Raw genomic sequence first — 19,049 nt, forward strand, 5'->3', positions numbered from 1 at the left:
GAATTAAACGGTATTTTTCGTATCTTGAGTGCAAGGAAAAACCTGAAAAAGCCTCAAAAACCCTGCACCTCGATACCGCCGATTCATGTACCAGCCGAAGTTTCAGCAGCTCACGTTCGAAAATTTCCATCTGCCGTTTGGCGGTAAACTCGATCCGGAAAACCGGTGGGTGAAGCTCGCTGACGTAATTCCCTGGCACGTCGCCGAGACGATGTATGCCAAAAACTTCCTGTCGAAACGAGGCGCTCCTGCACTCACGGTCCGCATGGCGCTGGGGTCCTTGATCATCAAGGAGAAACTCGGCCTTTCGGATATCGAAACGGTCGAACAGATCAAGGAGAACCCGTATCTCCAGTTCTTTCATCGGTCTTGAAACGTACCAGCAAGCTGCGCCCTTCGATTCCTCGATGCTGACCCATTTCCGGAAACGGCTGAAGCATACCGATCTCGGTGCGCTGCAGGAGGAGCTCCTGCAGCGACACCTGGCTGAAGAGCGAAAGAGGGCGGAGGACAGGGGAGAGAACAACGATGGTGACGAAGACGGAAACGATGGCCCTGCCAACAAAGGCAAGCTCATCGTCGATGCCACCTGTGCACCGGCAGACATAGCCTATCCGACGGATATCGGGCTCTTGAACGACGCCCGGGAGAAGACCGAGCGGATCATCGATAAGCTGTGCGAGATGCACCCGGAAGGGGTCGCGAAACCAAGGATGTCCCGCCGGACGGCAAGGAAGGACTTCCTTGCTGTCGGCATGAAGAAGAGCCTGTCGAGAAAGGCGCTCCGCAAAGGCCTACGCAAGCAGCTGAGTTATCTCAGGAGGAACCTGCAGTACATCGGCGGCCTGTCCGCCTCGGTTCCGCTGACGGTCCTCTCGAAGCACCTGTATCGCGACCTGCTGGTGATCGACGAACTGTACCGGCAGCAGCTGGAAATGTACAAGACCGAGAAGAAGAGCATCAGCGACCGGATCGTCAGCATCAGCCAGCCGCATGTCAGACCGATCGTACGGGGCAAGGCCGCAGCCAAAACGGAGTTCGGGATGAAACTCTCCATCAGCGTCGTCGATGGCATCAGCATGCCGGAGAGGATGAGCTGGAACGCCTACAACGAAGGGTGCGACCTGGTAAGGGATATCGAGCGGTACCGCGAGCGATACGGTCACTATCCCGAATCGGTCCATGCCGACAAGATCTACCGGACGCTGGCCAACAGGATGTGGTGCAAAGAACGAGGAATCAGGCTGAGCGGCGTGCCGCTCGGGCGGCCGCCGAAGGACGTTGAGAAGGACCGGGCCCGCCGTCGGCAGATCAGGGAAGACGAAGGAGTCCGGAACGCAGTCGAAGGTAAATTCGGCCAAGCGAAGCGTCGGTACGGACTGGCCCGGGTGATGGCAAGGTTGGCTGAAAGCAGTCTCTGCGTGGTCTCGATCACGTTCCTCGTGATGAATCTGGATCGGCTGCTCGCCGCTCCTTTTTTGCGCCTGTTCGAATGGCTCCTTTTGGAGCTTGACGTAATCAGAAATTTGTTCAAGTGGTCATCTTCCCGAGCGGCGATTGAGTGCCGCTCGGCGATGACTTGAATTCTTCAGCAAACCCAAATTAGACGGTATTGATCACACCCTTGCTGGTCCCGGCAGGCAGGTCCGGCACGACAAAGGCGGTGTCGAAGTGCTGTTCCAGCAGTTGGGCAGCCTACCTATTCATCGCCGCCCTCCGGTTTCTGAATGGCCTCGATCTGTTTCAGCATCCGGTCGAAGTCGCTCTCAAACAGCCGGTCCTGGACGATGCGGTATTTCTCGAACTCGCTTTCAGAATGGGCCCTGGCGATCTCGGCCGTGACCTTGCCTGCATCCTGCAAAATTTTACGATCGGTGGCTTCAATAAACTTGTCCAGACGGATTTCCCAGTCCTGCATGGTCATGGGTATCCTGCGCAGGGCCATGTCCTCGGCCACATCCAGATAGGCGTTGACCAGCCGGGACAGTTGCGTCATCTCATCTTCGGTCAGGTAGTTCTTGGCCACGCTGACATCGAACTTCTGGCTTTTCCCTTTCGGGGCATCCGTCCAGGTGGTCAGCCCCATGTGCTGCTTCTCGGCGTCGGCGCGGTTGACGATGACCTCCGCCGCCGTCTGGCCGTGGATGGCCCAATGGAGTTTGTTCTGCACGGTGGCGAAGAAGCGCTTGGTGGCCTGGGCGGTGACGTCGTAGTCGATGGCGGTGGCGTAGATGTCAGTGATCTTCTGATAGAACTTGCGCTCGGAGAGACGAATCTCGCGGACGCGCTGCAACTGCTCTTCAAAATATTGTTTCGTCAGGATGGAGCCTCCGGCCTTGATGCGCTCGTCGTCCATCACGTAGGCCTTAATGGTGTACTCGTCGATGATGGTCGTAGCCCACTTGCGGAACTGCACGGCGCGCTCGGAGTTGACCTTGTAGCCCACGGCGATGATGGCGGGAAGCTTGTAGTGCAGGGTGTTGTAGTTTTTGCCGTCTGCGGCAGTTATTCGAAAATTTCGAATAACTGAATCCTCCTGCAACTCACTGTCTGAAAACACCTTTTTCAGGTGGTAGTTGATAGTGTGGGTCTCAACATCGTAAAGCACACCCATCATTTTCTGGGTCAGCCAGATGCTTTCGTCGGCATACACCGCTTCGACACCACCGCTGCCGCTGGCCGCGACAAAGGTCAGGTATTCCGCCGCCGAAGAGCGAACGATAGATACTTCCTTGCCGGTCTTTTTCTTCCTGCTCAAGCCTTCCCCCCCAGGCAGGCCATCAACTCGGCCTTCAAGGCTGCCTGTGCCGCTTCGAGCTGGTGGACGACCTGCTGGTACTCAACCATCGGCCCTTCAGGGTCGCGGTGGTTGGAGCTGTAGCATTTCCTTTTGGTCATTTAATTGTTTCTTTTTTGAGCAAGTTACCAACTTAAACAGCTGTCTAAAAATCGGGGGCCACTATAGTTTCCAACTATGTCGATGGCAAGGATCCCCGTGAAGTGATTGATATTGCAAAGCTCAATGCTGAGCTGAAAACCACCGTCGCCAGGATTAACCAGCTGCGCTCGGACATTGATACCATTGTTTCAGAGATTGAAGGAGGTGACGAAAATGATTCGTCGCGTCTTTAATCTAACGGAATCCAGTTACATGAATCCCGTCGAATTCAACGGGATTGGAAAACAGGTCGGAGGGCGGTAAAACATGAGCAAAAAAGAGGCGATACAAGTTTTTGAAGACCGCAAGGTTCGTACCTTGTGGGATGATGATACGGAAGAATGGTATTTTCCCATTGTTGATGTGGTGGCCGTATTAACCGACAGCGTGAACCCGACTGCATATTGGCGTAAACTCAAAGAACGTCTGAAAAAAGAGGGAAATCAAACCGTGACAGATTGTCACGGTTTCAAAATGCAGGCGGCTGACGGCAAAATGCGAAAAACCGATTGTGCCGATACCGAGCAGCTTTTCCGCCTGATCCAATCCATTCCGTCACCCAAAGCGGAGCCGTTCAAGCTGTGGATGGCACAGGTCGCCAGCCAACGTATCGACCAGATTCAGGACCCGGAACTCTCGATTGAACAGGCAATGAAAGACTACAAACGCCTGGGCTATTCGGACAACTGGATCAACCAGCGTTTGAAATCCATTGAAATCCGCAAGGAACTCACGGACGAATGGAAAAAGCACGGTCTGGAGGAAGGGGTACAGTTCGCTGCACTCACTCCAGGTCTGATTCGCTCGAACGGCCTCTACTTTTTCTACTCGGTGTTGCCCACTGCGATTTCTGCTCGGGCGCTTCGTTCTCAAGTTCAGGCTCTGTTCGCGATAAATCCGACGCAGTCGCTTGTGATTGTCGGTAAAGCCTTCTCGTCTGAGTGTGAGCACAATCCGCTCAAACCCAAACCTTATGCGGGTGTATGCGATTTCCCGCATACGCATCACAAGCAATGCTTCGTCCCGCTTGTGTGGCTTGTAATACAGCGCTGAGCGATGCATCGGCAATGCCGCGCAAGCTTTCTTGATCGACACCTGGTATGCCACCGTCATGTATTTGACCAGCTCTTTCTTGACGGCGGGCTTTACAGCTTTTTTTTTATGACGTCCTGAAGCATCTGCCGATCGAGGCTCAAGTCGGTAACAAGTTTCTTCAGGTGGGCGTTTTCCTGTTCCAGCAAGCGAAGGCGGCGCAGTTCGGTAACGCCCATGCCTCCGAACTTGGCTTTCCAGTTGTAAAACGTTGGCTCCGAGACTCCCAGTTGCCGGCAGACCTCTTTCACCTTTACTCCTGCTTCGGCTTGCCTGAGGGCGAAGGTGATCTGCTCTTCACTGAATCGTGACTTTTTCATGGCAATGGCTCCTGTTTGATTCAAGATACTCATTGCCGGAATTCTCTACTTTACAAGTGCCTGGTTTTCGGGGAAGGGGTCACCCCGGAGTGTATAGTCCCGTAAAACCCCCGTGGCCCACTGCCGGAAGGCCGTAGCGCGATTGGAGTTCACCCGGTAGCCAACCGCGATGATTGCATCCAGATTGTAGTGCAGGATATTGCGCTGAACCTGGCGTTTTCCTTCGGTTTGAACTGCTAAGAAATCCTTAGCAGTTGCATCCTCGGTCAGTTCGTGTTCGGTGTAAATGTTCTTCAGGTGCATCAACACGTTTTCCGGTGTCGTCTCAAAAAGAAGCCCCATGTTTTTCTGCGACAGCCAGATTGTGCCGTCCTGCACCCGCACCTCAACGCCGTCGCCGCCGGTCTGATAAGCAAAGGTCAAAAACTCCGCAGTGCTGTTACGAATACGCACGCTGTTCGGTGATTTCTTTTTCGGCATGGGCAGTCCCTCTCTATGGCTTCAATTTCAGAATTTGCTCGATGGGCTTACTCATCTAAAAGGCTCCCTTGGATTTCCATCGGGCGAATCATGCTATTGATGAACTTGATTTCATCTTCCATGATGCCGTATTTCTCGTAGAGCATTTCATCGGTCCATGGATTAAAAAAATCCTGCATAGGCACAAACGTGTACGGTTCACGGGTCGTCGACTGAGATTTGCGCTTGATGAAATCCGCTTTGACCATATCACAGATAATTCCTGGTCGGGAATGCTCCGTTACAACCTGAAAGGCCTGAGGGCGTTGATGGGCAGCGCCATAGAACTCACCAGCAGAAAGGAGCCCAGTATAATAGGGCTCTTTCAGATACTGCATCAAAGCAGGAATAAACCGGCTCGCCGGCAGGCATCCCATCTGTCGATATTCAGGGGAAACAATCACATAAAAGCCACGTACGGGCATGGCGAGCTCGCCTTTATGAAACACGCAGCTGAGATCGGAGTAAAGTACAGGCGGCAAGCATACTATAATCCACTGCATTCAGACTGGTTATTGCAACATAGGGTCACGGGGAGCGCCGCCACCCCGTAGGCGGCAGCCGCGGCAACGGCGAAGTGGCCGTTCGGACCGGAGATCGCCCTGGTGGCGATCGTGCTCGATATCGGAGGGATGTGAAGCGCGCCGAAGAGAGCATCCTCCGATCGGGTATACTGCAGCAGCGGCGCACACGCCATTAAGGACATCACCATCACCATTGGCGAAAGTATTTGCTATACTGCAAAAACAAGCCACAGGAGAGACGATGCGCCTGAGAATCATGTCCGACATCCACAACGAGTTCCACCGCGAGAGTTACGGAGAGGACTACCGGGTGCCGGAGCTTCCCGAAGACGGAGAGTCCGTACTCATCCTTGCCGGCGACATCGGCCAGCTCAACAGGACGCAGACGTGGCTCGGATTCGTCGGGGAGTGCGCCGCGCGGTTCAGGAGCGTGTTCCTCGTCGAAGGCAACCACGAGTGGTACCACGGCAACATCGAGAAGCACTCCTGCCGGAACGCTGCCCGTGAACACAGGCTCGAGAACGTCCATACCGACAGGCTGATCATCGAGGAGGAGAAGATCGCCATCGTCGGCACGACCCTCTGGACCGACTATTTCGGCGCCAACCCGATCGCCATGTTCGACGTCGGCCAGGGGCTGAACGACTATCGCCTGATCAGGGTGGGAGCCGACTACCGTCGGCTGAGGCCGGAATACCTGCTCTCCCTGCACTACCGCCAGAAACAGCAGCTGTTCGAGGATGTCGACGCGTACGCGAAGCTCGGCTACACGGTGGCGGTGGTGACCCACCACCACCCCTCGCTGCAGGGAATAGCGCCCATGTACAGGAACGATCCGCTCAATGCGGCCTATGTCTCCGATCTCGAAAAGGAGATACTGGAGCGCAGGATCTCCTGCTGGATCTGCGGCCACTGCCATACCGCCATGGAGTACCGCGTCGGCCAGACCAGGGTGGTCTGCAACCCGAAAGGCTATCCCCATGAATCGGGCAACGGGTTCGACCCCCTTAAAACGCTCTGTCTGCCGTAAGCCCGAACCGAAACAAAAAAAACACGGCGGCGTGCGCTGAAACCCATCGGCATGGGCCGGCATGGATTTGCCCCTGGAAGCGCTCAGGTCATGGGCCTGATCATGGGCCGCACCCGATTCAATCGGGCCATAGAGAGTCATCTGGATTAAACCGCCGGCAAGAGCTGCCAACCAAGACTGTGTTCCCCTTTTCGACAGGGCGTCCCGGGCCTTCGGCGACACGATCAATGCTCATGCATGATGGAATGATATATCATGCATTACAATCACTTCCAGCACATAATGACTGATTATTCAAATACTGAATAGGGCTTTGCTGTAATGAGAGAGGAGAGGTATGGTTGCCAGCCCTGTTTCAAGGCTGGCGGCCATTCAATGAATGAGGAGGTCAAGTTTCTTGCCAAGCGCTTCGGCGTAGTTGACGAGGGTGGAGAGCTTGACGTCTTCGGCATGGTTCTCTATGCGGGATATTGCCGACTTGTGGGTTTTCAGCCTCTCTGCCACCTCGACCTGTGACATGCCGGTATTGAGTCGGGCCTGTTTGAGCATGACGCCGATGCGGAAATTCCGGTACCCCTCGTCATAGCCTTCGGCGAAGCCGGGGCGGGTGGCTTTTTGTTCATCGATGAACGCCTGCAGTTCATCCCTTTTCCTGTCGCTTCTCATAATCTTTTTTTCTCTGTTCGGCCAGCGCGATCTCCTGCGCCGGTGTCTTTTGTGATTTCTTGGAAAAACCGTTGGTCAGGACGACGAGGTTGCCTTCGTGCATGAATCCTAACAGCCTGACCGCATTGCCTCCATGCGAGGAGCGCACCTCCCAGATGCCTTCTGTGCTCTGCAGTTTCTTGAAGTACTCCTTCGGAACAATCTGAAAATCCCTGATAAGTGTCAGCACCCAGGCAACCTTCTGTCTATCCTTGTCCGGGAGGCTGGTCAGGTAATCCTTTACCGGGCACTGACCCGATGGCGTTGTATAAAAATGATTGAGCGCATGGCCAAAGTTAACATCTATATCAACTCTCTGCAAGAAAGAAAGGTTTCATCCCGATGGTGGTATGGGCGTTGGGTTTCGTTGGCCCGCCTTCTCAGCCAAACGGTTTGGTCATGAAGTGCGCCCTTCCGTTTTCCTCCTGCAATCGGGATGGCCTCAAGCTTATGCAGAGTGTCCACTTTCCCGGATTCTTGATTGGTTCGACTGCATTGCATTGCACCAACGCACGTGCAGGCTGCCATAGGCGGCTGCCCTGGTCTACTGAATCAGTCGCCAGGGATACGACGTTTCTGGAATATCCGGGAGTGATGTCCTGACCTCGTGCAGCGCATTATCCTGCTTTTGTACTGAAGAGCCGATCCCGTCCGCCGTTCAATACCATGCAACGTCCTGCCAGCTGAAAGATAATGCCTGGACAATGCTCAATCCGGGATGAAAACTTTTACAGCCGAAGAGCGTGATCGTATCCTGTACGTAACAGGTGCGGACCCGCATACCGGGTGGATAGGGAATGGTCAGTCAAGCTGGCCACCCCCTGTCCATGTTCTGTTTGCTGGAAGTCAGAACGTATGGCGGAACCCGGCCAGGATATTGTGGCTCCCGATATTCAGCTCAATGCCCGGCTGTATCTCGATGTCGGTTGTGGCGAAATACCGGTACCCGATATCGATGGTGACATTGTCGCTGACGGGGATGCCGATTCCGGCACCGAGCTGGTAGGCGAATGCCGAGTTGTTTTTGTCCAGTTCATAACCGGGCTCGGAATAGTTGACGCCCACGTTGGCATATCCAATGCCGAGCGTCACATATGGCAGCACGTTTTCCATAATCGGGTAACAGCGGCGCATTACTGCGCCACCGTCCCCTAAGAACCGTGCGTGCGACTTTCACCGCACACGGCTCAAGCCTCGAATAAGGCGCCGTAAGGCACCCGGCAACTCAATGGTGTCGCTTTCCACATCTGTGTTCTACGGGCGCTGAAGTACTCCCTCCACACTGGATCGTGCGGGTTTGCCTTCGTTCTGATTTTGACGTGTCGCTGGATTGGCATGCTGGCTTCCAGAAAGAGCCGTCGTTCTTTCTTTCGGTCCGCCTCTTCGGCGACGAACACCCATTTCCTGCCTCCTCTGGCATGAAAGTATTTGTCCATGATCCATCGAAGGCCTTTATTTGGGTGTCGTCGTTTCGCCCATTTCCAGAGCATTGACCAGACCTCGTGGTCGTTGCGAGCGAAGACGTCTTTGGCGACACTGTGCCGGTGGTAGTTCGCCCATCCCCGCAGGACGGGGTTGAGGAGACCGATGAGATCCACCTGCTTGATCGTCTTTTTCGCCTTGATGATTCCCCGCACCTTGGTGAGGTGGGCCTTGATGTTCGCTTTCGAGGGCTTGATAAGTAGCTTGCCGTCGTACTTGCGCATGTTCCAGCCGAGGAAATCAAATCCTTCCGTAATGTGCGTTACCCTGGTCTTTTCCTCTGAGAGCCAGAGCCCTCGTTTTTTAAGGAAGTCGACCACTACCGGCATGATCTCATGTTCCAGCCACTCTTTCGAGTTTCCAGTGATGATGAAGTCGTCAGCGTAGCGCACCATATGCATTTTCAGTCCTCGTCTTCGCGCTTGCGGAAATGCTGTTGCAAGCGCTTGCTCGAGGCCGTCAAGGCTCATGTTTGCCAGTCCCGGACTGATGATGCCGCCTTGCGGCGTGCCCGAGGCTGTGGGAAAGAGCTCGTTGTTGAACACGAAGCCTGCCTTCAGCCATTTGCGGAGGATCGGCGTATCCATGGGGATGTTGTCGACCAGCCATTGGTGGCTGATAGCATCGAAGCACCCGGCAATATCGGCCTCAAGTATCCATTGTGCGGAATCGCGTCTTGCGAGGCAGATGAAACACTGTTCTGCCACGTCGGCTGTTGACCGCCATGGTCGGAACCCGTACGAGTTGCCGTCCGCGGTGGTTTCCGCTACAGGCTCCAGTGCAAGCCAGTAGAGCGCTTGCATGGCCCTGTCTTTCATGGTTGGGATGCCGAGAGGTCGTTGCTTACCGTTCTTCTTCGGAATGTAGGTCCTTCGAAGGGGAAGGGGCTTGTAGCCTCTTCGTCTCAGCGATGCTGCGGCATTGGCCTTTGCTTTTGATGTTTTCCAGACGTCTCCGTCGACTCCCGGGGTGTTTTTCCCCCGGTTTTCCGTCACCCGTTTGACGGCAAGAACCTTGCCGCTGTGCGAGTGGGTCAGCAGCCACTGCAAGGCTTTCACCCTGCCATGACGGCCTTCCTTTGTTGCCTTTGCAATACGTGCCTGAAGCCTCCTGACCTGTCGCTTGATCCGGGACCAGTTGATCCCTTGCCAGTCGAGGCCGGAAGGTGCACACACAGGGTTATCCGTGTTCATTTGCGTTCCTTCTGCATGGGAGGTTCTTCAAGTTATCTTGCAAATCGAGACCATGAGGACGTCAGCCCGTTTTCACGTGGGGTGATGTTGCAACCCCTATCCGCCCGATTACAGGACGGCGTTCGCTTCTTCCCCACTCTCATACCCGCACTTTCATGGTCCTTCCTTACAGTCGGATTGCCCGGCATGGCCGGGCGGAAGTACGGGGTTTCCGTGTTCCGCGTATAGAACATGCGGATGGGTTAGGTTCCGTCTCTCCACCGGCGGGATTTGTTGGCCGTGTGTGCTCCACATGGAAGGGAGCATACCTGCCCGCGTACCTTTTGGTCCAAGCGTTGTCAGTGAGCTTTCGCTTGCTTATTATAACGATGGTTGTGACGATTCACCTGCGTTAACCATACCATCCTCCCCCTTGCCCCTCTCCGCCTGCTACTGGCAGATTCAGCTTCTCCTCACGGGTCGGCCTACGGTTTCCCGCGGGTACGTTTCCGGTAGCTTCACACAGGGCGATTGCTCATCCTGCATGTGCCGGTGGGGGCAGTTGACGGCACAACTGGTTCTGCAAAGAACAGTTCAAATACGCGACTTCACGTCGCACTCCATGTCATAATAGCCGTTGTACATGACCGAGAGAATATCCCCATCGCCTTTGATGACGCCGTTGGCTTCGATAGATCCGATTTTATCCACATCGTTTGCCTGATAGCCTGCGGCAAGTTCAAGTCTGAAGTCGTTTTTCCTGAGGCCGTATGCAACATTGATTGCGTAGCCCGGTTCATACTTGACCGCATCCTGGAGGGTGTATGAGAAGCCGGAGAGGGTTCCCGACAGGTCGGAGTCTCCCATCATGGTCATTCCGCCGGAGATGCTGAGATACGAATCGGTCGAGGCCTCTGCCGGAGAGGGTGCTGCACAGATGGCGGCCAGAAGAAACGCGAGTACTGATTTTTTCATGATATCGTGGTTGTATGGTTGTGGTAAAAGCTGAAAAGGCGTTTTCAGTGACAGGGAAGGTGCCGGCAGTTGTTTCAATGCCGGCCGGTTTAACGGGTTGCAATGGATGAACGGTTCAGAGTGTTCCGGATGCATACGTTCCGAGAATGCTCCATCCCAGCGCCGCAATTACAATTGCGGGACCGAAGGGCCATTCGGCTTCCGGACTGAAGTTTTTGAACTGGCGCCACACCGCGTACCAGAGTACGGTGATGATGCCGGAGGCAATCACGATGTAGAGTACACCCTGCATGCCCCACCATGCGGCCAGAGCCGCAAGCAGCTTAAGGTCTCCGCCCCCCATGCCCCTAACGCCCTTGACTTGTTGGTACACCCACCCGAGCCCGCCGAGCATTACAAGCATTATGGTAGCGGATGCTGCACTGGCGATAAGGCTCTGATGGGTAAGCCCCGCGTAACTGGCGCCAAGCCCTGCCAGCCCCAGCGGCAGGACCACCCGGTCCGGAAGCATGGTGGTGTCCCAGTCCGCGAGGGCGAGGAGCAGCAGCGTGCTTGCAAGGCATGCCAAGATCAGCGCACCCCAGATGGCCTCCCCGGTGGCGGTGTTTGCAGCATAGATCCAGATGCCTGCGTTGAGGGCCGGTACCCACAGCCGCCGGCCGGCCGGAACGGGTAGCTTGAGCCCGCCGCCCGGGCCCTGCCATTCATCGATGGGAGCCTCGGCCTCCTCGAGCACCTGCTCGGGAATGATGCGGGCCAGGGTCACCAGCCGGTCACCTACCCATGCACCACCGAGCAGCCACGGCAGGTATGCCGAGTATGACGGGAGGGATTGCAGGATGTCGTTGGTGTTCATGGTTGGCTTACTTTGAGAAAACTTCCATTATCTGTATGATGGCAGGTCCCAACAGCACCATCAGGAGCGTGGGGAAAATGAACAGAACGAGCGGAATGGTCATTTTGACCGGAATCTTTGCCGCCATCTCTTCAGCACGCTGGGTACGGCGTGAACGCAGCATGTCGGACTGCACCCGGAGCGACTCAGCCATGCCGGTGCCGAATTTGTCGGCCTGCACGAACATGGTGACGAGGTCGTTCATGTCTTTAAGATTCGTGCGGAGCGCCAGATTGCGCAGGGCTTCGATGCGGGTTGCTCCGGCTCGTATTTCAAGGACCGAGAGGTAAAACTCCTGGGCCAGATCGGGGTTGCCGCGGGCCATTTCCCGGGATATGCGGGCAATGGCCGAATCGATGCCCATGCCTGACTCGGTGCAGACGACCATGAGATCAATCATGTCCGGCAGGCTGTTGCGCATGCGTTCATGGCGCTGTTGGGTAATGAAGCGCAGCGCAAGTTCGGGGATGTAGTAGCCGGCCGCGGCTGTAGAGAGCACCAGCAGCAGGGACTGGGTGAGGGGGACGCCGGGCCGGAAGAAATACAGAAACAGCCCGAGTGCCGCCGGAAGCACCACGGTGAGGAGGGTTTTTACGGCAAAGTAGTAGCGGGGCGCATTTTTGCTGCGGATGCCGGCCTGCAGGAACTTGAGCTGGACTGCGGAGCTCTGCCACCCTTCTTCCGGGAGCGAAAGCCTGGAGAGGATGTTGATGACGTTTCCCACTGTTGCGGAATTGGCCGCCTTGGTCCCGGCCGATACGGCAGGGGTCCGGGCCGTGTCCTTGCCGGCAATTCCGCTGATGCGCTTGTTAAGGGCGTAGGCGGCTGCCCAGTCGTACAGGACGTAGACAAGGGCTACTGCGGCGGCTCCCGAGAGCACGATGGCAAGCAGTTCCAGAATGGTTTGCATGGTGGTGGTGTCTAAGGGTTAAACCTTGATCTGGACGATGCGTTTGAGCACCACGAATCCTACGGACATGAGCCCTGCGCCGATGAGCATGAGATTGTTGCCCCGGGACGTGGTCCAGAGCAGCGAGATATATTCAGGGTTGATGAGCGAGAGGACCATCATGAGCACAAACGGCATGCTTCCGAGTACCCAGCCCGATGCCCGCCCTTCGGATGAAAGGGTGCGGATCTTTCCGCGCAGCTTGATGCGGTGCCGTATCGTTCTGGCCAGCCCGTCGAACAGCTCGGTGAGGTTTCCTCCGGTCTCATGCTGGATCGTGAGCGAGATGACGAAGAAGTTGAGATCGGTGCTCTGCATCCGCTCGGCGAGACGGCCGATGGCCTCTTTGAAGGGAATGCCGAAACCGATTTCATCAAAGACAATCTTGAACTCGTAGCCTATCGGTTCCCCGAACTCCTGGCCAACCATGCCCATGGCCGGAGCGAGGCTGTGGCCTGCACGCAGTGCGCGTGAGATATGGTCAAGCGCTTCGGGCAGCTTGTCCTCGAAAGCCCGGAGGCGTCGGTCGGCCAGTTGCATCAGCCATAGGACCGGCATGCCGGCGACGGCTGCGGCAACCACCAGCGTGAGCAGGGGGTGGGTATGGCGGAGAAGGCCCAACGCCATCACCCCCGTAAACAGGGTGCTCATGAGGATCATGATGCGACGGGTAGTGAGAGGACCATGAGCTCGCAGTACAAGGTTTTCAAGCTGAACGTATGCTTTGAAGCGCCCACGCAGCCATTTTTCAATTGCGCTGTCTTTCTGGGCATTCTGCATGCCGCCGCTCCGTTTTCCATCGCTGTGAACAGCGTCTCGGACAGTCTGCAGGCGCTGCTTTTTCGTCTTGCTGCCGGCGCTTAAGTACCGGGCCCATGCCCAGTAGAGCAGGAGCGTCAGGAGCAGTGCGGCCTCGAATGCAAGGAAGGGGATCAGGTACTGTGCCATGATGAGTGGGGTTAATCGTTGGCGTCAGGATCGAAGAGTCCCTCGCTGAGCTGGATGCCGTAGGTGAGTATCTTCTCGTACACTTTGGGGCGCACACCCGTTGCCCTGAAGAGGCCTTCCACCGTTCCGTCCGGTTTCGTGCCGGTGCGTGTGTAGCTGAAGATTTCCTGGGTAGTGATCATTTCACCCTCCATGCCGGTGATTTCCTGGATGCTCGTGATCTTGCGGCTGCCGTCACTCTGCCGTGAGATCTGGATGATGAAGTGGATCGACGAGATGATGAGCTGGCGCAGCGCTTTTGTCGGCAGGCTGATGCCGGCCATTCCTACCAGATTTTCGAGGCGGCCGAGCGCATCCCGGGAGCTGTTGGCATGAATGGTGGTAAGGGAGCCGTCATGGCCGGTGTTCATGGCCTGCAGCATATCGATCACCTCGCTGCTCCGGACCTCGCCGAGCACGATGCGGTCAGGCCGCATGCGCAGCGTGTTTTTCACAAGGGCGCGCATGGTGATTTCACCTTTGCCTTCGATGTTCGGCGGGCGGGTTTCCAGATGAATGACGTGGTCGTGCTGGAACTGCAGCTCGGCAGTGTCTTCAATGGTGACGATGCGTTCATCGGCCGGGATATAGCCCGAGAGGATGTTGAGCAGCGTGGTCTTGCCCGAACCGGTGCCACCTGAAATGATGATGTTGCACTTGACCTTGACGAGTGCCGCGAGTAGTTCTGCAACGGCAGGCGTGAGGGTCTCTTTTTGCACGATGTCATCCATCTGCAGCGGCACCACCGAAAAGCGCCGGATGGTGAGGATCGGGCCGTCGAGAGCGAGCGGCGGAATGATGGCGTTGACGCGCGATCCGTCGGGGAGGCGGGCATCGACCATAGGGCTGGATTCATCGATGCGTCGTCCCACACGGGAGACGATCTTGTCGATGATCTTCATGAGGTGCGCGTCGTCGTTGAAGCGCACATCGGTCAGTTCGATCTTCCCCTTCTTTTCGATATAGACATTATGATAGCCGTTGACCATGATTTCAGAAATGGCCGGGTCGGCAAGGAGGGGCTCCAAGGGGCCGAGACCCATGATCTCGTTTTTGAGGTCGGCAATCAGTCGTGTTCGCTCCTGATCGTTCAGGGGAATGGCTTCTTCTTCGATGAGTTCCAGAAGGAGTGTTCCGAGCTGTGTGCGCAGCTGCTCGGGGCTCAGGCTCTCGATGGAGTTGAGGTCGATTCTGGTAAGGAGCTTCTGGTGCAGCTTCCTTTTGGTCGCATAAAAGTCCAGTCCCGGGGCGGCTTTGGCTTTTGCCGCCGGTGCGGGTGCCGGTGAAGTCTTCTGCTGGGCACCGGTTGGATTTGGCGGTGCCTCAACGGCCGGAACCGCCGGTGTTGAGGGAGCCACAACCCGTTTCGAGGTGAGACTCCAGCGGGCTACCTGATCTTTAAGCGTTGCCATAGCGAGTGTTTTTGGTTACTGCTGCCTGTAATCTCAGAGCTCCATTCAGTGAAGGCTTTCGAGAGTTTTGATTTCGGTGCCACCTGCATGAGCGGCTTGCCGACGAGGAGTGACTCCTCAAGGGCGTCGCTGTCGGAAGGGATGCGCCTGTTGATTGGTATCCCGATGACTTTCTCCATTTCGGTGCCGGAGAGACGCACGCTGCCCTCGGCACGGTTGAGGATGATTTCAATCCGTGAAACGGGCTTGTCGAAGTCTTTGGAGAGCTTGAGCAGCTGCCCCGCCCGGCGGAGCGAGGGCAGGGACGGGGAGGTGACGACCGCCAGATCGTCAAGGTGTTCGAGCGCCCATATCCCTACCTGGTCGAGGCATGAACCGAAGTCAAGCAGAATGTAGTCGTAACAGGTTGCGGCAATCCGGATGAGTTCGCTCACGCGCTCGGGTTCGATGTGCACGGTTTTTTCGAACGAAGCGGGTGATGGGATGAGCCGGAGCGTCGGGCTGATATGCTGCACCATGCTTTCGATGAGCGAACGGTCGAGCCGCTCGGTTTCAGCGGAAATGTCCGCCAGATCCTGCGGATGGTTGACTCCGGTGAGGTACATGTCGAGGTCCCCGAAGGGCAGGGAGATATCGATGGCCAGCACGCGGGTTCCGGGCTCCTGAGATAGCGCAACGGCCAGATTGGCCGCCAGGCACGAACCGCCATCTCCCCCCTTTGCAGAGACAAATCCCATGACCCGCCCCCTGCTGGAGGCTTTGCCGTTGCTGCGCAGACCTGCGCGCTCAATGACGCGCTGCAGTGTTTCCGGGGCGCTGTCGACTATGACCTCCCGCACACCGGCGCGCATCAGCGCCAGCAGCTGTTCGGGCTGGGACTCTGGGTGCAGGGCAATGACGGCGGCCTCTGGCAGGGCGAGGCAGAGCTTTTCAACTTCCAGGGTGTAGGGTGACTCGATTGGTTCAAAGCCTACGAGAAACACGAGGTCCGGCTGCGCTGCCGTGAGCCGGCGCACCATGTCACCCGGCTCGCCAACCAGCCTGGTCAGCTGATGCTGGCCTGTGGCAAGGAGGGTATCGGGGACCTCCCATGGCCGGGGCGAGTACACAACAATCTTCATGGCTGTTTATTTGACCAGTATGGGAGGAGTGTAGGCACCGTATGCTATCCCGTTTCCAGTTCCCGGGGTTGTTCCAGGGATGAGAGCGGTGTTTACGAAATGGCCGGAGATATATTTCCCATCTCTTCCTTGCTTGCCGGCGTGATCAATATGAAATGCGGCGATTGCTACGATAGGCTGAGAAGAGTTTGCTTTAATGTTGTCAACAACGAATATGCCTACATCTTTATCCTCGGGTACGAAATCGAATCCATGAGCTTTGGTCCCAGGCTGTATATAGGTGTTGTCACCGATGTATAATGCGGTGTCGTTGCCGTTGGTAGTGAGGTCCTTGAGTAGATCCCACAGGAATCGGCCGCTCGGATTTCCGTCCTCAGTCTGAAAGGTGGTCCATTCGCCCGACAACACGCCATCATCGCTATCTTCGAAGTGGTAGATGGAGCCAAGCTTAATGGTCGGGGCGACACCATTTTCCAGCACAGGGGAGTTTGTATCCCGGTCCCAGTAATGATCAAGCATTGGAGTTGCAATGACAAAGGGGAACATACCTGTTCCACCGGAGGGTGGAGCTATCACGGCAATAGCGCTGGCCTGGATGCTTCTTTCAGTAATGCCCAGAATTGGCGCGAAGAGGAGCTGCAGGGGGCCGTTGTTCTGGGTCGCGGAGATGGCTGTTGTGACGCGAACTGCGGGGACATCACCTGTTGCGGGTACGCCGGGTGTGCCGGCAGGGCGCATGCCGAGTGCCGGGTTCAGGATGTTCCAGTAGCCCGTTTCAATGGCAGCATCCTGAATCTGCCCGCCATTGGCGACGTTGCTTCGTGCTACATCCAGTGCCTTGATGGATGCCGCTGACCAGTTGTAGGGCTGGCCCCCGGGGTCGCTCAGCGAGCGGGCACCGCCGAGTGATGCGGCGTCGGCCGCATTCTGCAGCTCGACTTTGACCAGGTGGATGCGGGCCAGGTCAACCGCCAAGGCGGCAAAACCCAGCAGTACCGGCAGGACAATGGCGAACAGGATGGCCGTGCCGCCACGCTGGCTTTGCAGTCGCCTGGAGCTGTGGTGTTTGTGTTCCATGGCTATTCAAGTCTCATGCTGGTTTGGGCCGAGGTTGTGAGGCCCGAAAAAATGTAGAACCCGGTGTAATTGCCGCTGGCCGTGACGGTGAGAATGTCGCCCGAAACGCTGGCCTGGGGCACGGGGGTGGCGTCGGAGCCGAATGAGATGACGCTGCTGCAGAGCGGCAGGGCTGCATTGACGGCATTGGCGGTGTTGTTTCCGTCCGCGTCATACAGCACTCCTGCACGTGCCCCTTCCCGGGTTGCCATGGTGAGCACGGTTTTGTTGTAGAGCGCGACGGAAAAGTAGACTACCCCGAAAAGCAGCATGAGCAGCACGGGCAGGATGAAGGCGAACTCGACCAGTACGCTGCCTTTCTGGTCCCGCGCCTGTCCATGTGAGGGCGCCGGGAGCACAAGCGCCTGCCTTTCCCGGGTGTTCATTTTGACCCCCGTGAGCTCTGCAGCTTGCCTTCGATGAAGAGTTCGCTTGAGCTAGGCGGAACGAACCTGTCGGTCGGAAGTTCCGGCGCCTTGTCACTGGCTTTGATGAGGGTCGGGCGGATGATCACCATAAGCTCGGTCGTTTCGGAACTCTTCTCCGTGTGCCGGAACAGCGAACCGAGAATGGGGATGTCTGCGAGCAGCGGTACGGCGCGTACGACTTCGGTGAGGTTATCGCGGAGCAGGCCGCCGATCACAAGGTTTTCTCCCTCCCTCATCTGGACGGTGGAGGATGCGAAGCTTGTTTTGAAACCGGGCAGCGGACCGGAAGTTCCTGCCGTGACGGCTTCCTTCAGTGGCTCGGAGACTTCGGGTGCGACTTTCAGCGAAATGCGTCCCGAATCGAGCACTACGGGTGTGAAGCGCAGCCCTACGCCGTATGTGCGTTCGACATAGTCGACAGCTCCGTTGGTGCTGAGGGTCGGTGTATAGACTTTGCCGCCAACAAGGAAGTACCCTTCCTGTCCGCTCATGGCGACCATTGTGGGCTCGGCCAGGATTTTGATCAGACCCTCTTTGCGCTCTGCATCCATATCCAGCCTGTTGCCCGGATTGGATTTGGTCTGCAGGAGAAGGTTGAGGGTTGCATTGCTGACAAACCCGGTCATGAGGCTGCCCTGGGTATTGCCAACGCCCTGTGTCCATCCGAGGCCAAGTGTTTCGATGTAGGACTTTGACACTTCGGCGATGCGGACTTCGAGCCGGACCTGCTGGGTATCGCGGACTGTAAGGAGGTTGACAAGACCGGACATGCCGGCAGGTGCGGTCGACGCGCTGGTGGCAATGACCGGGGCAGCATATGAGCTGTTCTGGGTGCCGGACATGCTTGCGGGTGCCGCAGAGCCGGATCCGCTGTTGGACAGGCTTGATTCGGGGTTGACGCCGGGAACCGTGCCACCCAGATACGCCTTTACCAGTCGGTAGGCGCTTTCTGCAGCCAGACTGTTGGATGCCGAGCCGGCCAGTACCAATGCCGGTCCCGAGGCGAAGATCTGGATGTCGGTCTCTTTCGGAAGGGCGGTTTTCAGCAGCTTTTTAATAGGATAGACGTTGCGGCTGACCTGCAGCAGCGTGGATGTGCAGTTTCCTTTCTGGTCCCAGAGGATAAGGTTGGTTGCCCCTGTTTTTTTTCCCAGCAGGTAGAGCTCCGAGGAGTTGAGCATGATATAATCAGCCACCTCGGGGTTGCCGACAGCAACGCGCTTGATGGGCTGCTCGAGCCGGTAGACCCTGGACTCGCCGACAGGCACAAGGTAGGTTGAGGGAGCGGCCAGGCCGGAAAAGGGTGCGATGCTGGCAAGGAGTGCGGCAAGAGCACTCATCCTGCAGCCCGAACGCATTACGTATGAAATGTTCATGTGCATGT

General features: G+C 56.6%; 21 protein-coding genes. 3 read left to right on the top strand and 18 right to left on the bottom strand.

Going from position 1 to position 19,049, the window contains the following annotated elements; translation table 11 throughout:
* Window positions 1-85: 85 nt before the first annotated feature.
* Window positions 86-1,583, top strand: a protein-coding gene (locus PLUT_RS03335; protein WP_157858124.1) for an IS5 family transposase whose coding sequence is annotated in 2 segments (ribosomal slippage) — window positions 86-358 and window positions 360-1,583 — 1,497 coding nt in all. Because the reading frame shifts where the segments join, the coding sequence is not laid out codon by codon here.
* Between the two features lie 116 nt (window positions 1,584-1,699).
* Here the strand turns inward: PLUT_RS03335 and PLUT_RS03340 are convergent.
* Together PLUT_RS03340 and PLUT_RS11670 are read right to left on the bottom strand one after the other, a co-directional pair.
* Window positions 1,700-2,758, bottom strand: a complete 1,059-nt coding sequence (locus tag PLUT_RS03340) for a virulence RhuM family protein (RefSeq protein ID WP_011357396.1) — start codon at window positions 2,756-2,758, stop codon at window positions 1,700-1,702.
* Complete coding sequence (locus PLUT_RS11670) at window positions 2,755-2,898, bottom strand: hypothetical protein (protein WP_157858125.1); 144 nt, start codon at window positions 2,896-2,898, stop codon at window positions 2,755-2,757. The genes PLUT_RS03340 and PLUT_RS11670 overlap by 4 nt, the downstream gene beginning before the upstream one ends.
* A gap of 307 nt (window positions 2,899-3,205) precedes the next feature.
* Here PLUT_RS11670 and PLUT_RS03345 point away from each other — a divergent pair, with 307 nt between their 5' ends.
* On the top strand, window positions 3,206-3,991 hold the full coding sequence (locus PLUT_RS03345) for a BRO-N domain-containing protein (RefSeq protein WP_011357397.1): 786 nt from the start codon (window positions 3,206-3,208) through the stop codon (window positions 3,989-3,991).
* Between the two features lie 92 nt (window positions 3,992-4,083).
* Here PLUT_RS03345 and PLUT_RS03350 read toward each other — a convergent pair whose 3' ends face one another.
* Genes PLUT_RS03350 through PLUT_RS11045 form a run of 3 tightly spaced genes read right to left on the bottom strand, consistent with a single transcriptional unit; the run spans window position 4,084 to window position 5,372 of the window.
* The gene (locus tag PLUT_RS03350; protein WP_041463767.1) at window positions 4,084-4,350 is read right to left on the bottom strand and encodes a transposase; all 267 of its coding nucleotides are present in this window, start codon (window positions 4,348-4,350) and stop codon (window positions 4,084-4,086) included.
* Window positions 4,351-4,395: 45 nt separating this feature from the next.
* Window positions 4,396-4,830 carry a virulence RhuM family protein gene (locus tag PLUT_RS03355; protein ID WP_011357399.1) on the bottom strand — a complete coding sequence of 145 codons (435 nt, stop codon included), beginning with the start codon at window positions 4,828-4,830 and terminating at the stop codon, window positions 4,396-4,398.
* Between the two features lie 47 nt (window positions 4,831-4,877).
* Window positions 4,878-5,372, bottom strand: coding sequence for a type IV toxin-antitoxin system AbiEi family antitoxin (locus PLUT_RS11045; RefSeq protein WP_011357400.1), 495 nt, complete (start codon window positions 5,370-5,372; stop codon window positions 4,878-4,880).
* A 262-nt stretch (window positions 5,373-5,634) separates the two neighbouring features.
* On the opposite strand from PLUT_RS11045, the gene PLUT_RS03370 reads away from it, so the two are divergent.
* Window positions 5,635-6,423, top strand: a complete 789-nt coding sequence (locus PLUT_RS03370; protein WP_011357401.1) for a metallophosphoesterase — start codon at window positions 5,635-5,637, stop codon at window positions 6,421-6,423.
* Window positions 6,424-6,795: 372 nt separating this feature from the next.
* Here the strand turns inward: PLUT_RS03370 and PLUT_RS03375 are convergent, their stop codons facing one another.
* From PLUT_RS03375 to PLUT_RS03435, 13 genes are all read right to left on the bottom strand, one after another.
* Window positions 6,796-7,089, bottom strand: coding sequence for a helix-turn-helix domain-containing protein (locus tag PLUT_RS03375; RefSeq protein WP_011357402.1), 294 nt, complete (start codon window positions 7,087-7,089; stop codon window positions 6,796-6,798).
* Window positions 7,064-7,450 (bottom strand): type II toxin-antitoxin system RelE/ParE family toxin, encoded by a 387-nt coding sequence (locus PLUT_RS03380; RefSeq protein WP_011357403.1) that lies wholly within the window; start codon window positions 7,448-7,450, stop codon window positions 7,064-7,066. The genes PLUT_RS03375 and PLUT_RS03380 overlap by 26 nt, the downstream gene beginning before the upstream one ends.
* Before the next feature lie 524 nt (window positions 7,451-7,974).
* Complete coding sequence (locus PLUT_RS03385; protein ID WP_049752343.1) at window positions 7,975-8,241, bottom strand: outer membrane protein; 267 nt, start codon at window positions 8,239-8,241, stop codon at window positions 7,975-7,977.
* A gap of 74 nt (window positions 8,242-8,315) precedes the next feature.
* A complete protein-coding gene (ltrA, locus tag PLUT_RS03390; protein WP_011357404.1) occupies window positions 8,316-9,803 on the bottom strand; it encodes a group II intron reverse transcriptase/maturase in 1,488 nt (495 codons plus the stop codon).
* Between the two features lie 573 nt (window positions 9,804-10,376).
* Window positions 10,377-10,757, bottom strand: coding sequence for an outer membrane beta-barrel protein (locus PLUT_RS03395; protein ID WP_041463769.1), 381 nt, complete (start codon window positions 10,755-10,757; stop codon window positions 10,377-10,379).
* Between the two features lie 115 nt (window positions 10,758-10,872).
* Window positions 10,873-11,613 (bottom strand): prepilin peptidase, encoded by a 741-nt coding sequence (locus tag PLUT_RS03400; protein ID WP_011357405.1) that lies wholly within the window; start codon window positions 11,611-11,613, stop codon window positions 10,873-10,875.
* Between the two features lie 7 nt (window positions 11,614-11,620).
* On the bottom strand, window positions 11,621-12,562 hold the full coding sequence (locus tag PLUT_RS03405) for a type II secretion system F family protein (RefSeq protein ID WP_011357406.1): 942 nt from the start codon (window positions 12,560-12,562) through the stop codon (window positions 11,621-11,623).
* An 18-nt stretch (window positions 12,563-12,580) separates the two neighbouring features.
* A complete protein-coding gene (locus PLUT_RS03410) occupies window positions 12,581-13,549 on the bottom strand; it encodes a type II secretion system F family protein (protein ID WP_011357407.1) in 969 nt (322 codons plus the stop codon).
* Window positions 13,550-13,560: 11 nt separating this feature from the next.
* Window positions 13,561-15,000 carry a CpaF family protein gene (locus PLUT_RS03415; RefSeq protein WP_011357408.1) on the bottom strand — a complete coding sequence of 480 codons (1,440 nt, stop codon included), beginning with the start codon at window positions 14,998-15,000 and terminating at the stop codon, window positions 13,561-13,563.
* Window positions 14,976-16,121 carry an AAA family ATPase gene (locus PLUT_RS03420; RefSeq protein ID WP_011357409.1) on the bottom strand — a complete coding sequence of 382 codons (1,146 nt, stop codon included), beginning with the start codon at window positions 16,119-16,121 and terminating at the stop codon, window positions 14,976-14,978. The genes PLUT_RS03415 and PLUT_RS03420 overlap by 25 nt, the downstream gene beginning before the upstream one ends.
* Before the next feature lie 6 nt (window positions 16,122-16,127).
* Complete coding sequence (locus PLUT_RS03425) at window positions 16,128-17,198, bottom strand: pilus assembly protein TadG-related protein (RefSeq protein WP_011357410.1); 1,071 nt, start codon at window positions 17,196-17,198, stop codon at window positions 16,128-16,130.
* A 2-nt stretch (window positions 17,199-17,200) separates the two neighbouring features.
* Window positions 17,201-17,623: a TadE/TadG family type IV pilus assembly protein gene (locus PLUT_RS03430; protein WP_011357411.1), complete on the bottom strand. Its 423-nt coding sequence runs from the start codon at window positions 17,621-17,623 to the stop codon at window positions 17,201-17,203.
* Window positions 17,620-19,047, bottom strand: a complete 1,428-nt coding sequence (locus PLUT_RS03435; protein WP_041463770.1) for a type II and III secretion system protein family protein — start codon at window positions 19,045-19,047, stop codon at window positions 17,620-17,622. Before PLUT_RS03435 ends, PLUT_RS03430 begins: the two co-directional genes overlap by 4 nt.
* Window positions 19,048-19,049: the final 2 nt, after the last annotated feature.

Source organism: Pelodictyon luteolum DSM 273, assembly GCF_000012485.1.
GTDB lineage: Bacteria > Bacteroidota > Chlorobiia > Chlorobiales > Chlorobiaceae > Chlorobium > Chlorobium luteolum.

Excerpts from the sequence above, each read along its gene's own strand:
- PLUT_RS03375 (WP_011357402.1), bottom strand. The coding sequence starts at position 7,089 with ATGAGAAGCGACAGGAAAAGGGATGAACTGCAGGCGTTCATCGATGAA.
- PLUT_RS03405 (WP_011357406.1), bottom strand. The coding sequence starts at position 12,562 with ATGCAAACCATTCTGGAACTGCTTGCCATCGTGCTCTCGGGAGCCGCC.
- ltrA (WP_011357404.1), bottom strand. The coding sequence starts at position 9,803 with ATGAACACGGATAACCCTGTGTGTGCACCTTCCGGCCTCGACTGGCAA.
- PLUT_RS03395 (WP_041463769.1), bottom strand. The coding sequence starts at position 10,757 with ATGAAAAAATCAGTACTCGCGTTTCTTCTGGCCGCCATCTGTGCAGCA.
- PLUT_RS03370 (WP_011357401.1), top strand. The coding sequence starts at position 5,635 with ATGCGCCTGAGAATCATGTCCGACATCCACAACGAGTTCCACCGCGAG.
- PLUT_RS03430 (WP_011357411.1), bottom strand. The coding sequence starts at position 17,623 with ATGAACACCCGGGAAAGGCAGGCGCTTGTGCTCCCGGCGCCCTCACAT.
- PLUT_RS03400 (WP_011357405.1), bottom strand. The coding sequence starts at position 11,613 with ATGAACACCAACGACATCCTGCAATCCCTCCCGTCATACTCGGCATAC.
- PLUT_RS11045 (WP_011357400.1), bottom strand. The coding sequence starts at position 5,372 with ATGCAGTGGATTATAGTATGCTTGCCGCCTGTACTTTACTCCGATCTC.
- PLUT_RS03355 (WP_011357399.1), bottom strand. The coding sequence starts at position 4,830 with ATGCCGAAAAAGAAATCACCGAACAGCGTGCGTATTCGTAACAGCACT.
- PLUT_RS11670 (WP_157858125.1), bottom strand. The coding sequence starts at position 2,898 with ATGACCAAAAGGAAATGCTACAGCTCCAACCACCGCGACCCTGAAGGG.
- PLUT_RS03350 (WP_041463767.1), bottom strand. The coding sequence starts at position 4,350 with ATGAAAAAGTCACGATTCAGTGAAGAGCAGATCACCTTCGCCCTCAGG.
- PLUT_RS03385 (WP_049752343.1), bottom strand. The coding sequence starts at position 8,241 with ATGGAAAACGTGCTGCCATATGTGACGCTCGGCATTGGATATGCCAAC.
- PLUT_RS03435 (WP_041463770.1), bottom strand. The coding sequence starts at position 19,047 with ATGCACATGAACATTTCATACGTAATGCGTTCGGGCTGCAGGATGAGT.
- PLUT_RS03345 (WP_011357397.1), top strand. The coding sequence starts at position 3,206 with ATGAGCAAAAAAGAGGCGATACAAGTTTTTGAAGACCGCAAGGTTCGT.
- PLUT_RS03425 (WP_011357410.1), bottom strand. The coding sequence starts at position 17,198 with ATGGAACACAAACACCACAGCTCCAGGCGACTGCAAAGCCAGCGTGGC.
- PLUT_RS03415 (WP_011357408.1), bottom strand. The coding sequence starts at position 15,000 with ATGGCAACGCTTAAAGATCAGGTAGCCCGCTGGAGTCTCACCTCGAAA.
- PLUT_RS03420 (WP_011357409.1), bottom strand. The coding sequence starts at position 16,121 with ATGAAGATTGTTGTGTACTCGCCCCGGCCATGGGAGGTCCCCGATACC.
- PLUT_RS03410 (WP_011357407.1), bottom strand. The coding sequence starts at position 13,549 with ATGGCACAGTACCTGATCCCCTTCCTTGCATTCGAGGCCGCACTGCTC.